The organism is Sorangium sp. So ce327 (assembly GCF_051530205.1).
GTDB lineage: Bacteria > Myxococcota_A > Polyangia > Polyangiales > Polyangiaceae > Sorangium > Sorangium cellulosum_B.
Genome location: NZ_CP150330.1, coordinates 9741724 through 9762338, shown reverse-complemented (window position 1 = coordinate 9762338; position 20615 = coordinate 9741724). Strand labels below are relative to the sequence as shown.

9 protein-coding genes are annotated in these 20615 nt (G+C 68.6%); 1 reads left to right on the top strand and 8 read right to left on the bottom strand.

Annotation, left to right across the window (positions count from 1 at the left end; translation table 11 throughout):
• Positions 1-40: 40 nt before the first annotated feature.
• The 7 genes from WME95_RS36575 to WME95_RS36545 all read right to left on the bottom strand — a co-directional run bounded on the left by WME95_RS36575 (position 41) and on the right by WME95_RS36545 (position 17772).
• Positions 41-2779: a kelch repeat-containing protein gene (locus WME95_RS36575; protein WP_437903956.1), complete on the bottom strand. Its 2739-nt coding sequence runs from the start codon at positions 2777-2779 to the stop codon at positions 41-43.
• A 669-nt stretch (positions 2780-3448) separates the two neighbouring features.
• Positions 3449-4177, bottom strand: a complete 729-nt coding sequence (locus WME95_RS36570; RefSeq protein WP_437903955.1) for a DUF6748 domain-containing protein — start codon at positions 4175-4177, stop codon at positions 3449-3451.
• Positions 4178-4755: 578 nt separating this feature from the next.
• A complete protein-coding gene (locus WME95_RS36565; RefSeq protein WP_437903954.1) occupies positions 4756-5388 on the bottom strand; it encodes a class I SAM-dependent methyltransferase in 633 nt (210 codons plus the stop codon).
• Between the two features lie 11 nt (positions 5389-5399).
• On the bottom strand, positions 5400-6368 hold the full coding sequence (locus tag WME95_RS36560) for a LysR family transcriptional regulator (RefSeq protein ID WP_437903953.1): 969 nt from the start codon (positions 6366-6368) through the stop codon (positions 5400-5402).
• Positions 6369-6468: 100 nt separating this feature from the next.
• Positions 6469-12465 carry an AAA family ATPase gene (locus WME95_RS36555; protein WP_437903952.1) on the bottom strand — a complete coding sequence of 1999 codons (5997 nt, stop codon included), beginning with the start codon at positions 12463-12465 and terminating at the stop codon, positions 6469-6471.
• Positions 12466-13036: 571 nt separating this feature from the next.
• On the bottom strand, positions 13037-14266 hold the full coding sequence (locus WME95_RS36550; RefSeq protein ID WP_437903951.1) for a glycosyl hydrolase 53 family protein: 1230 nt from the start codon (positions 14264-14266) through the stop codon (positions 13037-13039).
• A 221-nt stretch (positions 14267-14487) separates the two neighbouring features.
• Entirely contained in the window at positions 14488-17772 is a 3285-nt protein-coding gene (locus WME95_RS36545) for a glycosyl hydrolase 115 family protein (RefSeq protein ID WP_437903950.1), read from the bottom strand.
• A 1115-nt stretch (positions 17773-18887) separates the two neighbouring features.
• On the opposite strand from WME95_RS36545, the gene WME95_RS36540 reads away from it, so the two are divergent.
• Entirely contained in the window at positions 18888-19529 is a 642-nt protein-coding gene (locus WME95_RS36540) for a hypothetical protein (RefSeq protein ID WP_437903949.1), read from the top strand.
• A 63-nt stretch (positions 19530-19592) separates the two neighbouring features.
• Here WME95_RS36540 and WME95_RS36535 read toward each other — a convergent pair whose 3' ends face one another.
• Positions 19593-20576, bottom strand: a complete 984-nt coding sequence (locus WME95_RS36535) for a phosphotransferase family protein (protein ID WP_437903948.1) — start codon at positions 20574-20576, stop codon at positions 19593-19595.
• Positions 20577-20615: the final 39 nt, after the last annotated feature.

Here is a 20615-nt window from a genome sequence, read left to right as displayed (position 1 = left end):
GGCGAACCGGCGCGATCCGGGCGCGACAGCCCCGCGGGCGTCAGGGGGTGTAGATCTCGACGCTCCCGTCGTAATTGCCCACGTTGAGCACCCGGCCGTCCGCGAGCAGGAGCATCATGCCGCGCAACGTATAGGGCTGGTCCATCGGCCCCGTCGTGGTCCACGTGTTCGATACCGGGCTGTAGACCTGGGTGCTCCGGAGCATGCCGCTGCCGTTTCGCCCCCCCGCGATGAGCACCCTGCCGTCGTTGAGCCGCGCCGCGTCGTGCATGGATCGGGCGATGATCGCAGGACCGGCTGACCAGGAGTTCGACGCCGGATGATAGATCTCGGTGGTCGACAGATAACTCGAGGCATCGCGCCCTCCGACGACCAGCACGTCACCGCTGGCGAGCAGCGTGGCGGTATGTTGTCCGCGAGCGGCGGTCATGTCGCTCGCAGCCGCCCACATGTCGTTCGTCGGATCGTAAATTTCGGCGGTCTTGGTATAGCTATCGTTGCTATTGCGCCGGCCTCCGGTGACCAGCACCTTGCCGTTCTGGAGCAGCGTCGCGGTGTGAGCCTGACGGGGAACGACCATGGGCCCGGCCGTCGACCAGATGTTGGTCGACGGGTTGAAGAGCGCGGTGGGCGTCTGATCGTTGTGATTATTGGGATCTCCCCCGGCGACCAGCACCTTGCCGGTCTGAAGCAACGTCGCGGTGTGGGAGGTCCGGGCGAAATCGAAGCCCGCGGGTCCCACCGACGACCACGTGTTGGTGGCGGGGGTGTAGAGCGCGGCGCTCTCCAGCGCAGAGACGTCCTCAAAGCCCCCCACGACCAGCACCTTGCCGTTCCCGAGCAGCGTCATCGTGTGCCATGTTCGGTCCACTGGCATGTCGGGCGCGGACGTCCAGGTGTTGGTCGTCGGGTTGTACAGCTCGGCAGTGTTCTCGGGGTCCTCGTCGTCATCGTCGTCGTATCCGCCCGTCACGAGCACCCTGCCGTCCTGGAGCCGCACCGCGGCACCGGCGGGGTGGGCCATGGCCATGGGCGCGACGAACTTCCATGTCTCGGCGTCGAGGTCGTAGAGCTCGGCGCTCGCCAGGTACCCGGTCGCGAGGCCGTCGTGCCTGAAGCCGCCCGTGATGAGCACCTTGCTCAAGCCCAGCGGCGTCGCGGTGTGCTGAGTGCGCTTGCTGCCCATTGGCTTGATGGCGATCCAGGTGTTGGTCGCCGGATCGTACATCTGCGCGCTGTCGGTCTCCGTGCTACTCGCGGTGGTTCCGCCCGTGACGAGCACCTTGCCGCTCAGGAATCGAGTCGCCGTGTGGGACATGCGGGGGGTGCTCATCGACGCGACCGGGGTCCAGGTGGGCGGCGTCCCCGGGGTGTAGATCTCTGCGCTCGAGAGCTCGTGAGAGTTCGAGTCGGCGCCGCCCACCATCAGCACCCTGCCGTCCGGAAGCAGCGTCGCCGTGTGCTTGTTGCGGGCAACGCCCATCGATCCCGCCGCCGACCATGTGTTGTTGCTCGGGTCGTAGAGCGCCGCGCTCGTCAGGTACGCGGCATTGCGCCCGCCCGCGACGAGCACCTTGCCGTCGAGGAGCCGCGTCGCCGTGTGTCCGCTGCGGCTCGTGGTCATGGGCGCGGCCGGCGACCAGCCATTGGACCCGGGCGTGTAGAGCTCGGTGCTCGCCAAGTAGGTGGAGCTGTCACTCTGGCCGCCGATCACGAGCACCTTGGCGTCCTCGACCGGCGTCGCGGTGTGCCCGGAGCGCGCCACGGTCAGGCTCCCGGCCGCCGACCAGCTGTTCGTGTTCGGGTCATAGAGCTCCGCGCTCGCGAGCGGCACGTTGGAGGCGTTGCTGCCGCCCGCGATGAGCACCCGGCCGTTGCTCAGCCGCGTCGCCGTGTGGTAGCGGCGGGCGGTGGTCAGCGACCCGGCCGACGACCAGCTGTTCGTGTACCGGTCATAGAGCTCCGCGCTCGCAACGACAGCGCCGTTGTAGCCGCCCACGATGAGCACGTCGCCGCTCGCGAGCACCGTCGCGGTATGCCCGCTGCGCGCCGTGCTCATCGCGGGCGCCCACGTCCAGACCGGGTCGATCAGCGCCGGCTCTCCACCCGCGTCGGCCCACAGCTCGATCGTCGCCCCGCGCACCTCGAGGCGCACGGCGATCGGCCGCCCGCCGCGCGCGTACGCCGCCGGCGCCGTCACGCGCAGCCGCGCCGCGCCGGCCTCGTCGACCACCTCGACCGCGTCGCGCTGCTGCCGGAGCGTCGCGCCCTCGACCTGCCACACCGCCGCGGGCGCATCCGCGCGCGCCACGCCCGCGTCGAGCAGCAGCCACTCCTCGTAGCCCGCGTCGATCGCCGACCAGAACGACGTGCCGCCCTTGCGCGGATACGCCACCGCGCGCTCGGCGAGCTCGCCCTCGCCCTCGGCGTCGAGCTCGCGCACGCGCGCCTCGAACCCGCCGGGCAGATGAAACCGGATCTCGCCCTCGCCGCGGGCCGGCAGGGCGGCGTGCAGCCCGCCGCGGCGCAGCAACGCTGCCTCGATGTCGAGCTCGCGGCTCGGATCGCCGAGCGAGGCGAGCGAGAAACCGTCGTTGACCGCGACGAACGCCTCGCTGACCTCGAGGACCTGCGCTGCCTGATCGGGGAACTGCTGCCGCAGCTTGACGCCCGCGGGCGCTTCAACGCCGCAGCCGGCGCCGCAGGCCAGCAGCGCCCCACCGAACAGCCATGTCGATAAGATGAATAGCCACCGTTGAAATGGTGATTGAAAACGCATCGCGGATCTCCTCTTGAACCACCGGCGCCTGGAGACGGCAGGCCCCATGTGCGCGTACGCGCATGCAGAAGGCGTACCTGCCCATGCACGTGGAGAGGCGCGCCGCTCTCTCGCCACCCCGCTCTACGATGCTCGTCGGCGCGGTCGCCTGGCCCGTCGCAGGCTGCTGCCCGCTGCCGTCACGTGGCTGGCGCGCGCCCGCGCGCAGCGCCGCCCCCTCGGGCCGGCGCTGCCGCTCCAGGGCGTCCACGTGACATGTCACGCCGCGATCGTGACATGTCACGTGACATGTCACGCTGCCCTGGCGGTCGGTGAAGCATCTCGCTCGCTGGCTGCCGGGCGAACACGGCCCCTTCGAGCCATGGACAAGTCGTTGCGCTCGTTCAGCTCCCGGCCGTGCGGGCGAGCCCGTTCTGGGTCGCCTAGAGCGACAAACGGGTTGAAGCCGCACGCAAACAGCGAGAAGTCGAGACGCCAGAAGACGCCAAGAGGCGCCAGAAGACGCCAAGATTTATTTTCTTTTTGGCGTCTTCTGGCGTCTCTTGGCGTCTTAGGCGGCGGCCTCGCTCAGCTCGACCTCGATGACCGCTGTTGACCGGCGTGGCCGCGGGTCATGAACTGGTTCGTTGTGAACGCGGCGCGCAAGGAGCACGAGCCGCCCCGCCGGCGTCACTTCAGGCGCAGGTAGAACTCCGCCACGCCGAGGCGGTTCATCGAGCCGGCCGGACCGGCGGTGATCGCATGTTGACCGGCGACCAGCAGACCGGGCCCGGACAGCGCCTTCATGCCGCCGTCGACCTGCTTTTCCGTGGCCCCGGACGCGGACAGAAGATCGAGGCCGTCGAGTGAACCGCTCAGGTTGGTGTTCAGGCTGTGCTCGGAGAAGGAGGGACAGGGGTACGTCACGCACACGATCCCGCTGCTGTCGACCCGAGAGAAGTGGCCCTTCGGCGCATTGCCCGTCACCCCGAGCCAGATTTCGCTGGCGATGAGGACGTCAGCCGGCCGCGACTGCAGGTCGCCCAGCTGGACCTGCTTCAGGCCGCCGCGGACCAGCGCCTGCCCGGCGCCGAACGCCTCTCTGGCTTTGGCCTCGGTCGAGCGATCGAGCCCGAGCCCCGACAGATCCAGCTCGAACATGTGGCATTCTTCTTGCCAAGTTCCATCGGCGCAGCGGGTCACGCTGGTGTTGACGCGGGCGACGAAATGGCCGCCGCACATCGGCGCGGCACATCTGCGGTAATCAGGATGGGTCGCGATGAAATAGTCCGCCACGGCGACCTCGGCCGCGGCCAGCGCGCCGACATCGTCCTCGACGTCGAGCTCGGCCTGGGCGAGATCTCCGGCGACGCCGCCCTCGCGCGGGGCTTCGCAGGCGAGCGCCGGCGCGGCCAGCACGCCGAGCAGGGAGAGCAGCGAGAGGCGATGATGGGTGAGGTTGAACATGGGTGTTCTCCAGGAGCGGACACGGGTCGACGTGGATGCGAGCGCCTCGGCCGGTCCGCAAGCCCGGGGCGCCTTCATGGGCTTCCACGCGTCGAGGGGGCGAGCTGTCGCGAGCGCGGTACGCCCCTGCCGCCCTGCCACCTGCTCGCCGTGCTTCGCCCGGAGACGATCGCCTCCAACGAATGAATGTAGTGTGCTAGCAGACCTGCCGAGTGAAAAGATGGTCGAAGCAAGAATTCGACGAGCAACGAAGCGTCGCGAAATCGACCTGAAGTGACGTAGATTGTAGGGGACTGTCCCCCCAGGCTCATCGGTGCTTTACGGAGAGCTTGACGAACTATGCTGGTACGGGATCGCGCGGTTCCCGGCCACGGTTCCCGGCCGCGGTTCTGACTCGGATTTTGCCGTTATTGTTGCTCGCGCATCCCCGTCCCCCGTGCGCCGTCACCGAGCGCTGCGGGGAGCATCCGATCTCGGATCGGAACCAGGGTTGGCTGGTCGCATGAGGGTCGGTCGTGGCGAGCTGCGCGCTACCTCGGCTTCTTCGCCACGACGAACGCAACCATCCTCCCGCCACCAACCTCCCGCTCCTCGATCTCGACGAACCCTGCCTCGCGCATCTCGCGGAAGATCGTCTCGCGATCGTAGCTGTGGACGGCCGGCGCCTTCCCGAACCAGCGCATCACCGTGATGATCGCGCCGTAAGGCACCCAGGTGCCGCCGAGGCAGACGTTGGACGAAATGAACGAGCCGCCGGGCTTGAGGAGGTCGAAGATGGTCTTGAGGGTGCGCCGCCGATCGGGGACGAGGTGCAGGATGGAGTAAGCCCAGGCGCTGTCGAAGTGCTCTGGCTCGTACGGGGTAGGTCCGTCCAGCGTGCCCTGGCGAAAGGTGACGTTGGTCGCGCCCTGGGCCTGCTTCTTCTGGTTGGCGATGCGGATCATCTCGCCCGAGACGTCCATCGCGTGGATGTGGCCGGCGCTCGGCGACATCTCCAGGGCGAGCGAGCCGGTGCCGCAGCCGATCTCGAGGACCGTCGAGCCCGGGCGCAGGTGCTCGCGGGTGATGGCCTTCTTGCGCTCGAAGGCGGTGACGTTCGCCACCGGCTTGGCGGCGTACTTCTCGGCGAGGTCGTCCCAGAACTTGGCGTCGGCGGTCGTCATGGTCGACGAATCTACGCACGCGGCGCGTCCGCGCCCGGTGCAAGTTCGTGACGCAGGGGCGCAGTTTCGCGCCACCCCTCGGCCTCGCCGCGAAACAGCGCCGCGCGCGCTGTCAGCGCCGCGGTGATGCCCTCGCGCGCGGCCCGCAGGCGCGCGTTGTCCCGGAGGTCGCGGTGGCCGAGGAGCCAGAAATCGGCGACGTGGCGCAGGTCCGGCCTCGCGAGCCGCTGCAGCCCGGGCTCCGGATCGCCGGCGTACGTGGGTAACATCACGAAGCCGAGGCCCGCGTGTGCGGCCTCCATCATGATCGCCATCGACTCGAACGTGCCCCAGATGGGAACCTCGGGATAACTCGACGACGCGACGAGCTCCTTGGCGATCCTGTGCATGCTGGATCCGAGCCAGCGCGCGGGGCGCGCGCCGCGCTCGGGGTCGAGCCGGGCGGCGTGCGCGGTCGCGACGTAGTTGCAGAGGGTGATGGGGACGAGCCGCCGCCCGATCAGGTGCTCCGGCGGGGACGCGCCGGGCAAGAGCGCGCGCACGGCGACGTCGGCCTCGCGCTTCGACAGATCGAGGTTCTTGGCGTCGGCATCCAGCTCGAGCTCGATGCCGGGATGCTGCTCGCAGAGGCCGGCCAGGGCGCGGAGGAGGATCTTCGCGATGAACGGGTCGGTGCAGGTCACCCGCACGGGCCCCTCGAGCCGCGCGTCTTGCCCGGCGAGGCCGCGCTCCAGCGCGGCCATCTCCCGCTCGACGCGCTCCGCCCCCGAGACCATCTCGTTGCCCGCGTCCGTCAGCTGGTACCCGTCGCGGTGCCGGTCGAACAGCTTCACACAGAGCCGCGCCTCGAGGGCCTCGACCCGCCGCGCCACGGTCGAGTGGCTCACGCCGAGCATCGAGCCCGCCGCGCGGACGGAGCCCGTTCGAGCGAGCGCGAGAAAATGGCGCACGTCATCCCAGTCCACGACGACCGCCAGCATACCCCTCGCGGGCGGGCGCGACAGATGCAGATGCAGACACGAGCCGCCGTGACCGAGGGCGCCGGTGCGCCGCGGGTCGACCTGGCGGCCCAGGCGCGCGTCAGGAGGCCTGCGAGGAAGAGGACCGAACGACCGGGGGCTCGAAGGAGCGGGAGGCGAGCGCGCTCTTCGGCATGAGGAGGACCAGCATGAACGGCCGGTGGCCATCGCGCTCCTCCCCGGTGAAGCGCACAAGGGCGTCACCGCCGCGGGCCCGGAGGTTCGCGCGCACGATGTCGAGCCCGACACCTCGACCGGCTACTTGACCGATCGTCTCCGCGGTCGAGACGCCGGACAGGAAGATCTGGTCGGCCAGGGCTTCATCGGGCAGCCCATGAACGCCCTCCCGCCGACGCAGCTTCTCGAGTGAAAGTCCGCTGCCATCGTCGAAGATCTGCAGCTCGAGCGCGCGCGTTCCGCTCCGCACGCGAACATCGATGCGGCCCTGCGCCGGCTTGCCGGCGAGCTCTCGCACGTCAGGCATCTCGATGCCGTGATAGAGGGAGTTGCGAAAGCACTGAACCAGGATGTTTTTCACGAGTCCCGTCCAGTCGCTGGCCAGCTGCGCCTCGGCCTGCTCCGTGAGCACCGCGGGCGCGGGCTTCCCGAGCTCGGCGGCCAAGCCCGGCAGCATCTCGCGCGTCTCGTCGACCAAGCGCGCCACCGACGTAGGGTCGAGGCGCGCGAGGGCTCCACGCAGTTTGCGCACCAGCTCCTCGGCCGGGTCGGTGGGAGCGGCCGTCGCGACCAGGCCCCGGATGTCGTGAAGGACACCCTCGCTCCGTTCATCCAGCCTCTGGATCACGGCCGTCAGCCGTTGCTGGCAAACCGACTCGTACTCCGCGACCGTTCGCTCGACGGCATCCAGTTGCTGCAGCAGCTCGTGCCTGTCGATCGGCCGCTCTGGCTCCCGGCGCAACGCCTGGCAGGCGTGCTCCGCAGCGTGCAGGCAGTCCACGAGGTGCGTGAAGCCGTGCAGGCGGGCGTTCCCTTTCAGGGTGTGCAGGGTGCGCAAGGCGGCATCACAGAGCTGCTCGGAGCTCTCGACCTGCAGCCCGAGCGCCGCGCGATTCACGGCGAGCAGCTCGCGACAGTCGACGCAGAACGCTCGTGTGGTCTCGACGCCGCGATCGAGCGCCTGCACGATGATGTCGACCTCGCGCTCCTTGTTGCGCGCCGCTTGCCTCAAGCTACGCAGCAAGGTCACGTCGCGAACCGTGACCAACATGCGCTCCACCTGGCCCGCTTCCGACTCGATGAAGTTCCAGGAGATCTCCAAGAACTGAGGTTTGCCGCCGGGACCCGTGCGCTCCACGTCACGGATCAGGTGATGGGTGTTCAGCGCCGCCAGCCATTGCTCTTGACCGAAGGCGCAGCTGAGCGCTGCCTCTGCCGCGCTCCGCGCGTCCGGTCGCACGCTGGAGCCATCGAACAGCAGCGCGAGGCAGTCGCGACCGGCCAGCTCGGCGTGGCCGAGGATCTCCGCCAATCGTCGAGAGTATCCCGGTTCGACGCGCCGGTTCCGGTCGATGGTGAAGACGCCCTCGTCCAGATTGTCGAGCATCGAAGCGATCTGACCGTTCTTGAGCGCCAGCTCCTCGGTGCGCTGGGCCACGCGTCGCTCCAGGCTCTCGTAGAGCTGGGCGTTGTAAATCGAGATCGCCGCCTGGCTGGCGATCACCTGCAACGCGGCCAATCGATCGAGCGTGAAAGCATACGCGCTGACGTTGTTCTCCACGTACAGCGCGCCCAGGACGTCGCCCTTGCGCATGATGGGAGCGCACAACACCGAACGTACGCCCCGCCTTCGAACTTGCGGGTCCGCCTGGAAGGCGCCGGCCTTCGATGCGTCGTCCAGCGTGACGGCCTCTCCCGTGCGCAGCACGTAGCTGACGACGGTGGGGCACAAGAAATCGGCTTCCGAGTACTCCACGCGCTGCGAAAGGTTCGTGATCGGGCGCTCGACGTGGGCGCGCGCCTCCACGTAGTACGCGCGATCGGCGTCGTCTCGCAAGACGAGGCAGCCGTGCTCTGCCCCGGCGTTCTCGATCAACGTGGCCATCAATGCGGCGAACAGCCGCTCGGTCTCGACCTCGACGAAGATGCTCTGCGTCGCCTTGAGCAGGGACGCGCTGTCGAAACCCTGGCCGGCCACCATCGCGCCGCGTGGTGTCGCGATGTCTCCTCTGACGGCATCCGCGAGCAAAGCGGGGTGCTCACGCGCCAGCGATTCGAGCTTCGCCGTGGCGCCCCAGTCCGCGTAGAGCCGGTAAGCCGTCTCCAGGCATGCCCTGGCGTGAAGGGGCTCGTCCAGCGATAGCCACATCTGGGCCTGGTGCTCGTGGACGAGCGCCCGCAAGTGGATGAACCCGTCTCCGGCCGTCCTGATCGCGTCGCGGTAGCGGGCGAGCACGACCTCCAGCGGCTGCCCCGTCACGCGCGCGTGCTCGGCGGCCAGGAAGTGAGCCTTGTGAGCGAAGTTCTCCGAGCACAGACGGGACCAGGCCTCGAGCTGCTTCAGGTTCTCCTCGACGACAGCGAGCAGGGCCTCCCGCGCCTCCGGGCCTCCTTCGCGGCACGCCCTCGCCGCCAGCAGCCCTTCCAGGAGCTTGTAATCGGGGAGCGAGAACTGCCCCGACGCGATGATCAAGAACTCCCGGGTGAACTCCATCCACTGACGCGCCGAAGCGAAGTCGCCCAGGATGAAGCTCGTCATCATCTGGGCTTGCCCGTAGGCGTAGCTGTACTGGGTGCTCTTCTCGGCGACCACCACGGCGGTCGCTTCGTTGTCGGCCGCGGCGACGGCCTGCTTCTCCGATTCGCGCGCCGTCAATCGAGCGACGGCTCGCTCGACGACCAGCGCATCGACCAGCTGACCTGCCGCCGAAATGTGCGTCAGGTACCGCCGCAGCTCCGCGACCTGCTCGCGGCAGGCCCGCAGCCGCGCGCCAACCAGGAACGAGCGCTGGGCGCGATCGTTCTTGGCGTAGGCGACGTGCTGCAGGTCGCCGAGCATGAGCCCGCTCTTCTCCCCTCGGTCGTAGACCGCGAACAGATCCCGGTAAGGCGCCTTCCAGTGCGCGAGGAAGCCCACGAACACGAAGCACACGCCCGACTCGACCGGGGTCGGCGAGAAGCGCTTCAAGAGCTCGAAGGCAGCCAGGCCGATGCGATAGGCGGCATCGTAGTCGCCCAGCATCGCGAGGAGGATGATGCCGCAGTCAGCGAAGTTCTTGCACGAGACCGCGTTGACGCCGCGGCATAGCGCCAGGTCGAACATGATGAGCTCCGCCAGGAAGAACAAGGGCGGATAGGTCTGAAACGCGGGAGGGATCACCTGGGCCAGCAGCTCGAGGACCAGGCGCGACTCTGCGTCCTCTGCCGTCGGAAGAGCCGGCAGGCCCTCGATCGTCACGCGCGCCAGGTGCGCTTGCAGCTTGCCGATACCCTCACCGATGCCCTGGTTGATCTCGTCGGGCGCCTCCGGCAAGCGCACGCCGAACTCGGCCAGCGCCGCGCGCACCTGGGCCACGGCGTCCAGCATTCGCCCGCCGTGCTCGAGGATCCGGGTCTTCAAGACATGAACTCGGCCGCGCGCCAGGCGGTCGGGGGCGACCCTGAACGCCTCCTCGCAGAGCGCTTCGACCTGCGGATCCGCCAGCACGAACGCCGTCTCGGCGCGCGCGAAGATCGCTCGAAAGGCCAGATCCGGCGAACACTCGCTCTCGCAGCTGGCCAGCAGCTCGACGGCGATCTCGGCGTGGGTCCCCGCGATGCTCCACGCGCCGCTCTGGAGCGCCTGGTGACTCGCGGTCAGGTTGAGCTCCACGAGGTCGAGGTGCTCTCCTCGGTCATGGATCACGCGGCGAGCGGCGTTCAGATGATGAAGGACCTCGAAGATTCGACTCGGCGCGCGATCGCCCCGCAGGCGCTCGCGCAGGATCCGTCCGATGCGACCATGAGCTGCCACACGCTCCGCGTCGCTGGCGCGTGAGAGCGCCGCCTGCTGCACGCGCGAGTGTTCGAAGGCGTACGATGCAGGCTCGTGGCTCGGGCCAGGCGCTGACGGATCCTCTCGCGCCTCGACGGAGACCTCGGACAGGAGATGATGGGCCAGCCCCTCCCGAACGAGCTCGAGACAGGCCGCGAGCGGTCTGTCCACGGCCTCCGACAGGGTCTGCAGATCGAAGCGCATGCCGAAGCACGCTGCGGTAGACAGCAGCCTCGCCGCATCGGGACCGAGGTCCTCGAGGCGATCCGCCATCAACGCGCCGACATTGTCGCAAGCGGGGTGCGCCTCCGCGCGCTGCACGTCGGCGGCCCATCGGCCGCGCTCGACCTCCAGGCGCAGGATGCCCTGTCGATGCAAGGAGACGAGCAGCTGACCGATGAAGAACGGGTTACCATCGGTCTTGCGCCTCACGAGCTCCGCGAGCCCACGGGCCTCGGCGACAGGCGCGCGCAGCGAGCGAGCCACGATCTCGGCGACCGCCTCGGCGGACAGCGGCCCGAGCGGCAATGTCAGCACGACCTTCTTCGCCCGGTGCAACGCCCCCTGCAGGCTCAGGAGCGTCGGTACGTCGCTGACGTCACCGCCGCGGAACGCGGCCAGCGCCATCACGTGACTCGAGTCGGGATTCGTCAGAATGGCAGACAGCACCTCGGCGGAGGCGGCGTCGAGCCACTGAGAGTCGTCGAGCACGAAGGCGAGCGGACGCTCCGGCGTGGCGAAGATACGGATGAAGGAGAGGAAGACATGCTGCAACCGGCGCTGCGCCTCGATGGGGTTCAACGCGACGATGGCCGTGGAGGGACCGGTGACGCAGGAGAGCGCCGGCACCAGCTCGGTCAGCATGCTTGCGTTGTGCCCCAGCGCCGCGGTCACGCGCTGCCGCAGCTCCGTCAGCTCGGCTTGGGAGAGCGACAGCAGGTCCCCTGCCAGGCGTCGTAGCACCTGCGCCAATCCAGACAGCGGCACTGCCTGAGATTGCTCCTCGAACGCCGTCGACAGCAGGCGCGCCGGCGCTCCGGCGTGCTGTCGCAAAAACTCCGCGAGCACGGCGGACTTGCCGATGCCCGCGGCTCCTGGCATGAGCACGAGCAGCCTCTTGCCGGCGCACACGTCGTGGAGGGCGCCTCCCAGCGCCGACAGCTCGGCGTCGCGTCCCTGGAGGTCTCGACTGACCATGAATTGACTCGAAACGTCGTTCACCCCCAGGACGACGGCAGGGAGGGTCTGCGTTCGCCGGAAGCTCTCACAGAGCGTGGTCAGGTCGCTCAGCAGCCCGTGATCGCTCTGGTAGCGCTCGTCAGGGTTCTTCGCGAGCAGCTTGGACACGAGCTGTGCGAGGACTGGCGGCATGTCGGGCGACAGCTCCGTGACGAGCGGAGCGCGCTTGGACACGTGCGCATGAGCCCAGCCGATGGCGTCGCTCGCCGCGAACGGCAGCTGGCCCGTCAGCATCTGGAAGAGCGTGACGCCCAGAGAATAGTAGTCTGCTCGGTGATCAGGGCGACGGTTGAGGCGGCCCGTCCGCTCCGGCGCGACGTGGGCGAGCGAGGGCGCGGATTCGAAAGCGGCGCCGCTCGCCGCGTCCCCGGAGACCGCCAGGAGATCAGCAAACTCGACACGTCGAGTCTCGAGATTGACCAGGAAGCTGCCATGGCTCACGTCTTCATGAAGCAGCCCCTGCTCGTGCAAGCGATGCAGCAAGCGAGACATGCCGAGCGCGAGCTCCAGGCACGTTCCGACCTCCAGACCCTTCGCGGGAATCTCGAGCGGCGCGCCTCCGAAGTCCTCCATGATGAGCGAGAGCTCGCCGTCCACCTCGCGCACGCCGCCGTCGATCGCGAGCGCGCCGATTCGACGCCACATCTGCAGCTCGAGCTCCAGGACCCGGCGCGGCTGGGCGACTTCGTCCCGGAGCGAGTGCAAAAGGACGCTCGCGCCGGACGTCGCGCGGCGCGCGCGCCGCCAGATGCTGCGCGGCAGTACGGCCACGGTCTCCGTGATCTGATAGGCGTCCTCACCGTGGTGCGCTTGACTGTTTCGGTTCATTGATCTGCGTCCCGCTCGCTTTCGTCGACCGACGCTGGTTCTGCCGTGTGCTCGAGAGCGGCGCTCCCCCTGATGGCTGAAGGACACAGTGCTTCGTGACCCCCCTGCCGGGAGCCGCTCCCCCGCTGCGCCCCCGTCGCTTCCCCGCTCTCCTCCTGGCGCCTCCCGAGGGAGAAGGGTCGGCGGCGCGCTCCGGCCTGACGACGAGAACTCGACGAACCAACGCAGGGAGAAGGAAATCCAAAGCCTTCCGAAACGTCAAGCGCCAACTGCGGGACCTTGCCCCGGCCGGCCGCCCGTTCGTCGCTGCGATCTGGCGCACTCTCGTGAGAAAAAGCGACGCTATATCAACGACTTGACCCATGCATCGAAGGACGCCGCCGTCACGCCGCAGCCTGCGGGAGCTCGTGCCTGCCGTGCGCTCGGGCGCGGCGCACCCTGCGCGCTGCTCGCCGCCCGCCGCACCCTCTACCCCGCGCGAGCTCGGCAGCCTCGGCGACGGGCTCAACGCCAGGAGATACGTGCCACGGTGATCGTGAAAGGGGGCCCTCGGGAGCCCCACGAGCTCGCTTTAGAAGTCCCGATAGTCGACCTTCATCTGATCGTAGGGAGCGATCATGCTCTCGATGACATCGCCGTTCGGCGAGAAGATGCGCTCGTGCCACTCGGTCGGCTCCCAGATGAAGGTGCCGAGCCCGCGCTTGTCCGGAATATTGAACATCAGGTCGTTGGCCGCGCGCTTCTCCCACGAGTACTCCGCCACCACGAACTTCAGGTCGGGATAGCGCTTCACGAGATCATCGAAGTTCGCCTTCCACCCCGAGGGCGGCCCCTGGTACTCGGTGTAACAGGACTGGCCGAGCACATCGAACTCGACGCCCTGCCCGAGCACCCCGTCGACCCACCAGCGCGTCGCCGCGTTGTCGTCGCAGCGGTCGAGGTGCAGCATGACGGTGATGGTGTCGTCGGCGTCCTTGACGCCCTGGATCCCGGCCTTCAGGAGCGAGCCCAGCCCCTGGAACGCCTGCCCGGTGACGAAGCCGTCAGGCCACAGCAGCCCCTGCGGGATCTCGTTGCCGATCTGGACCATGTCCGGGCGCGCGCCGGCGGCGCTCAGCTGCTCGATCGCGTCCCGCGTGAACTCGCGCATGGCGCTCGCCAGCGCGTCGCCCTCGAGATCGGTCCAGGCGACGGGCTTGTGTTGATCGTCGGGGTCGGCCCATACGTCGCTGTAGTGAAAGTCGAGCAGGAACCCCATGTTCGCTCGCTTCACGCGCCGCGCCATCTCGATCGTGTGCTCGAGATCGCAGAAGCCCTCGCGCGAGTAGGGGTCGTCGTCGACGGCCGCGTCGGCGTACACCGCGGTGGGGTCGTTGAACAGGCGCAGGCGGATCCAGTTGAACCCGTGCGCCTTCAAGATCTCGAGGATGTCCTTCTGGACGAGCTCACCCGTCCGCGGATCGATGTCGCGGAACACCTTGCCTCCGGCCTCGCGCTCCTGCACCCAGGAGATGTCCGCGCCGAGGATGAAGCCCTGGGGCGCGCCCGGCGTCCCGTCGCCTCCGCTCCCGCCCGTGCCCGCGCCGCCGGCGCTCGCGGAGGTTCCACCCGCGCCGCCGGTGCTCGCGGAGCTTCCACCGGCGCCGGCTCCGCTGCCGCTCGTGCTGCCGCTCGCGCCGCCCGCTCCGCTCCCCGTGGACGCCTCGGCGCCCGTCGATGCGGCCTGACCGGCGCCGCCCCCGCCGGCCGCCCCGGCCCCCGAGCTCTCACCGCACGCGGCGAGCGCCGGAAGCAGCGTCACCACACCCATCCATCCCAGCGCCTGTCGCAGCATCCCTGACCCCGGCGAGGATCCTACCATCGGCCATTCGCGCGATCACGGCGCACGAAGAGGGCGCGTCCACGATCGCGGCGCCGCCGGTAGAAAGATCCGCTGTCGATAGGCGCCAGGGCGCAGAAATGACGAGAGCCCGCCGCGCAGCACGTGCGCGGCGGGCCCTCGGACTGCTCACAGACGATGGTTTACTGCTGCTCCGGCCCCTTGCCCATCCAGTAGCTCTCGGGCGGGCCCAGGAGGCTTTCCTTCACGCCACCGGCGTCCACCACGATCTTCTGGACGATCACGCCCGGATGGACCATCCACACCTTCAGCGTGTGGTCACCCGCCGCGGCGATCGTGTGCTTGGTGCGCATGATGTTGGCGTTGTCCGAGGTGTGCCGCTCCCAGATCTTGTTGCCGTTGCCGTTGAGCTCGACGGCGTGGCTCGTGTTGACCCTCTGGACCTGGCCGTCGTCGAACGACACGGCGTACTGCAGGCCTTCTTTCCAGTTCTGGAAGTTGTTCCTGGGCGACACGTAGACATACACGTTCACCGGGCCGCTGCTCGTCAGGTGCATGTCGTACTCGAGGCGAGGCGACGCGCCGCCGGGCTCCTGGGCCTCGGCCGTCACAGGGAACGGCGTCACGCCCGACCCGGTGCGCCCGATGTCCGGGAGCAGCTTCCACTCGACGTCATCCGTGTTGACCGCGCGGCTGAAGTGATCGGCTTCCATCGAGACATAGCCGTTCGCCTCGATGAAGCGGTTCGGCTTCCACGCGACCTGCCGCGGGTCCTCGACGCGGGCCGTGACCACCACCGAGCTCCCGTCCGAGCCCGTGACCGTGATCGGGACATCGACCGGGAACGTCTGGTTCGTGGGGATCATGACCCAGTCGACCCTCACCGTCGCGCGCACCTCCTTGTCGACGACACCGTGGCTCGGATAGACGTTCAGCCACGGCGGGCACGGCGTGTTCGCGGCCCAGCCGGTGGGGCACTCGACCGGGAGAGCGACGTCGATCGCGTACTCGAGGGGCTCGCTGCCGCGGTTGAACACCTCGATGTACTGCTCGGGCTGCGTCTGATACCGGCTGAACGCGGGCAGCACGGGGGTCACCGTGGTCCCGTCGCCCGCGCCTTCGCCCGTCCAGAAGTTGCTCGATCCGTCGATCGCCACGCCGAGCTCCGCCGCCGCGGGGACATCGATCGAGACGAGCTCAGGCCAGATGAACTCCTGGATGTTGTTGTACTGGTGCTCCGGCTGCTGCCAGGACGGGTTCCCCGGCGCGCCGTAGCCGATGTGGGGCTGCGTCTGGAAGCCTTGCCACTTCCCGTCGGCGAGATCGTGATTGTAGTAGTAGGAGAGCGCCAGATCGTCCTGGAGCCGCGCCTCGGCGACGGCCGCCATGTCGTTCGTGGCCGCGCGCCCCTGCGCCGCGTAGAGCTTGTTCTTGAACCCAGCCAGGCGCAGCGCGTACAGGTTCGCCGTCGCCTTCACCTGGTAGAGCACGAGCTGGAAGTAGGCGTCGTGCGCCTCCTCCGGCAGGAGCTTCTCCACGAACTCCGCCTGCGAGGCCAGCGCCTCCCACTCCTCCGTGACGCTCTCGAGCTCGCGGTAGTTGGTGAGGCTGAACGGGCTCGCGCCGTCGTCGTACGTGATCGCGGCCGTGTCGGGATCCGGGACGTCGGTCGTGGGCGCGCTGACCATGAGGTCGTAATCGACGGTGATCTTCCGGTTGGTCAGCTCCGGCTTGCGATCCGACTGCAGCAGCGCGTAGCTGTGCAGGATGTCGGCGATGATGTCCGCGTGCTCGGAGCCGAACTGCTGCTCGGTCCACCGCCGCTCCCAGTCGCCGATGCGCTCGACCGGCCAGCGGTCCGGGTTCCACGCGTAGTCGAGGAAGAACTGGAGCGGGAGCTCCTCGTTCTTGAAGTCTCCGACGTTGACGACCCAGAGCCGATCCACGCCGTAGTTGTAGGCGAGGTGGAGCTGCTCCCAGACGTTGGGCAGGAGGATCGTGTCGACCCACTTGTAGTTACGGCCGCCGCCGACGTAGTCGAAGTGGTAGTAGAGGCCGAAGCCGCCGGCCCGCTCCTTGCCGAGCTCCGGCAGGCGCTTCATGTTGGACCAGTTGTCGTCGCAATAGACCACCGTGACGTCGTCCGGCACGTCGATGCCGGCGTCCCAGTAGCCCTGGATCTCCTTGTACAGCGTCCAGACCTGGGGGATGGTCGTCACGTCCTTCCCCGTCACGTCGGCGAGGATCTTCCGCTGGGACTCGACGATGTTCTTCATGAGCGGGATGCCGTCCGCCGGGGGCAGGCTGACGTCGCCGGGGCCGCGCATGCCGAGCGTGACGACGCCCTCGATCTTCTCGTCGACCATCCGCTGGATGCCCTTGGTCCAGTGCTTCTTCAGCGCCTCGGAGTTCACCGAGAAGCGCCACTCGCCGGTGCCGCCGTACGGATCGTTCCCTGGCTTGGTGATGGTGCCTGCCGCATCCCTCTGCGCCGCGACCACGTGGCGATTCCACTCCTCGATACCCTGCATCATCGGGGCTTCGTGCGAGGTCCCCATCACGACGCCGTACCGCGTGGCCGTCGCGTGGTTCTCCGGGTCGTCCTCGCCGAACGCGCGGCCCCAGACGGCCGGCCAGATGTAGTTCGCCTTCATGCGGAGCGCGACCTCGAAGATCTTCTCCCAGTAAAGGTGGTTGAGGCCTCCGGGGAAGCCCTCCGCCTTGCCCGGCCCGAACATCTTGGCCGCCCAGTTGCCCGTCGCGGGGTTCTCGTCGTTGATGAAGAACCCGCGGTACTTCACCTTCGGCTCGCCCTGGGTGTGCTGCCCGGGGAGCACGAAGAGCGCCTGCTTCTTCTGGGCCGGGACGTCGTCCCACCAGTACAGGGGCGACACGCCGATCTGCGAGGAGAGGTCGTACGCGCCGAAGATGGTGCCGCGCTGGTCGCTGCCGGCGATGACGAGCGCTCGGTCCACGCCCTCCACCGGCTGCTCGACGATCTGCGTGACGAACGTCTCCCACTTCCCCGTCAGGCCGGAGACGTCGAGCCGCTCGTCCGCCACCAGCTGATCGATGATCGGGCTATTGCCCACCGTCCCGACCAGGACCACTTCCTTCGCCGACGCCGGGATCTCGTTGTTGACGGCCGCGGCAGTGCCGGTCACCCGCTGGATGTCCGCCGCGAGGTCGTCCACGACGCGGTTCACGCCCGCATAATCGCCCTCGCTGACGACCAGCGGAGCGACCTTGCCGCCCACGGCGAGGGGGAAGCGACCCGCTCCACCTTCGGTCGAAACGTACTTCTCCAGGGAGCCCGTCACCGGGTCGACCGGCGACACGGGCGTCTCGCCGGGCGGGCCCTCGGGCCCCGGCTCGCCGGGCGCGCCGGGCGTGCCGGGCGCGCCCGGCTCTCCCGGATCGCCCTTCGCTCCATCCGACCCGCAGGCGGTCAACGAAGCGAGCGACATGGGGAGCAGCAAGCAGAGTAGCGAGGATCCGATTCGACCCTTCCTGATGACCATGCGTGCGTAACTCATAACGGTGTTTCCCTCGTTGATGCGGCTGACCGGCGTCGTCGACGCGCCCGCGCTGGACACGGGCCGTGACCTCCGGCGCTAAGGCCGGGCGCTCCTATGCAATCGTCCAAATCCCTGCGGCGAGCCGCGCGATCGTGATCGCGATCCCGGTGATCACGAGGCCCTTGACGCCCGGACACGGTCCGGCGCGGAAGGCCCCTCGCTGCACGCCGCGTCGCCTGCAGTCGGGCTGGGTTCCGTGGTCGATAGTTGTTGACAGATGAAGCTCGGAGGCAGAGTTCGCCTGCTCTGCACGAGTTGGCTGGGTGTCACCCAGGTTGCACCTCGCTGGTGTGGCCCGGGGGAATTCCCGCAGCACGCCGATCTGATCACGCAATCGCCTCGATTTTTCGGGTCGGCATCCGTTTTCGTGATCGTGGCGCACGGGGGACGCCGCCATGCGTCGAGGTGGCTGTGACCTGGTGCGCGCATTTCCTGGCTTACGGCAGCGGTGATGAGTGACGGTGTTTATGAAGCTCCGCTCGTCGATGGGGAAGAAGCCGTTGTTCTGGTAAACGATGTTTCCCTGAGCATCTGCGACCGTCGAGAGCGACGCCGTAACGACATTCAAAACGCCAAGATGCCGCGTCCGTCACGCTGCCTCGAAGTGGACAAGGATAAGTAAGACTCATTACAAATTAAACCAAGGGAGGGGCACAGGCAAGCTGGCCCGTTCCGCCGCGATACTGCTTCGAGAACAGCGCCATTGCAAGAGGAGGCTTTGGGGCTCCAACAGGGCTTCGAGGCACGGAGCTGCGTCATTATGTGCCGGGTGGTGGCTCTGATGGCCCGTTTGTGCCATCGTGGGTCAGAGGCAAGCGCTGAAGGCGGCGCGTCAATTTCATGGCGCTTCGGGCGACGTCGTCCCGCCGCTGTCCGCGTGCGGGTGAGAGCTGGAGCCGCGGAGCGCAGCGGCGCCGCCGCGATGCGAGGACGGTGTGGCGCGCCGCTTGCCTTGCGCCATGCCTGGCACAACCTCCACAGGCTCGTTGGGAAAGGGCAATACCATGAGAGCACATCGCGTCATTCAAGGAGCGCTCCTGCTGGCAGCGGCGCAGCTTCCATTCGTCAGCGCTTGCGCTCGCGTCGTCGAGGGCTCGGACGGCGCCGAGGCCGAGGCGGAGCCGGACAGGGGCGACGACGCGGATCCCGGGCCGGACTCGTCCGACACCACGTCGGGCGGCGGCGTGGATGCGCCTGATCCGGCTCTCGATCTGTTCGCTTGCGACTTCGAGCCGAGCTGTCAGCCGGTCACGATGCACGCCTATCCGATCCCGCCAGAGGCGCTCCCGTGCGCGGCCAAGCTGGTGACCGGAGGCGGCAAGGGCGTCCTCCGCTCGATGCTCGCGCCTGGCCCGTACGTCGACGAGACCGAATCGCTGATCTTCGTGCTGGGCGACGGCACCGCGCTGGTGCAGACGCGCGAGAGGCACTGCGGGCGCGAAGGGATGGAGTGCGGGCCGACGGTGGTGTGGGAGGGGCCGTCGCCGCATCAGATCTGCGACCTCGTCGTCTCTCCGGACCTCGAAGCGGCGTGCGAGGAGGACACCGAGGGGTGCGGCTGGTGGCCGTGGGCTGACGTGGCGAACTGCCGGGCCATCGAGGAGCACTCCTGCGAGGACGTCGCCGCCCTGCTCGCGGCCGGGTGAGCGCGGCGGGGCGCGCCGACTGCGGGCTGCCGCGCTCGCCGGCAGTGACCGGTAGATCGTGCTTCAGAACGGCCAGATCGTCTGTTCCAGCTCGGGCAGCGAGGAGACGCGGGACTCCCAGCCTTCGAGCCTGAGCTGGAACCTGAGGTTGCTGTACCGGTGCAGCAGCGCGAGGGCCATCAGCGTGCGGCTCAGCGCCGGGCCCAGGTCGGCAGGCGGGTATCCGCAGGCGCCCAGAAAGGCGCGCTGGAGGTCCGCGCTGCCGGCCGACAGGAAGAGGCACGGGCCCAGGAGATCGTACTCGGGGGCTCCGAGGCACGCGTCCGCGAAGTCGATCATGCCGGTGACGCTCCACCTCCCGCCCGCTCGGGTCACGAGGAGGTTCTCCGGCGTGTATTCGCCGGTCAGCAGGACCGGGACCACGGACGTCGGCAGGAGAGCGCGGGCAGACTCGAGGTAAGCCGGGATCTGCGAGACAAGGCGCTCGGGCAAGCCCATTCGCCGGTGCCGGCCCTCGCATCCGGCGATCTGGCGCTCCAGGAACGCATCCCAGCCGAGATCGATGCTCTCCAGTCCAGCGGTGGGCAGCGCGTGGGCGGCCCTCATGATCTCGCCGACGCGGGCGAGCGCCTCGGCGCGCTCCGCGCCGCTCATCGCGGGCCAGGCCTCTTCGAGCGTGCGCCCCGGGAGGCGCGAGATCACGAGATAGGGCCAGCCTTCGAGCTCCGCTTGCCAGAGGAGCTCCGGCGTGGCCACGGGGACGTTCCCGTGGAAGCGCCCCAGCGAGAGGCGCTCGGCCTCGAACTGGTGCCGGAGGAAGGGCGGGAACAGCTTGATGATCTGGCCTGCGTCGTTCGAGACGACCACGTTGGTCCCGTGCGCGAAGGCGGAGAGCCCGCCCGACGAGAGCGCGTGGCGCTCGCACACCGCGCGGATCGCCGGGAGAAAGGCCGGGAGGTCGGCGCGGATCCGGTCGAAGCCGCCGGGGCCGTCGAACGATGGGAACAGGGATCGATCGCCGGGGGGCGCGCTGGGGTCGGGCGGCATCGAGGCGGAGGGTACCGCAACCCGCGCGCGCCAGCGTGG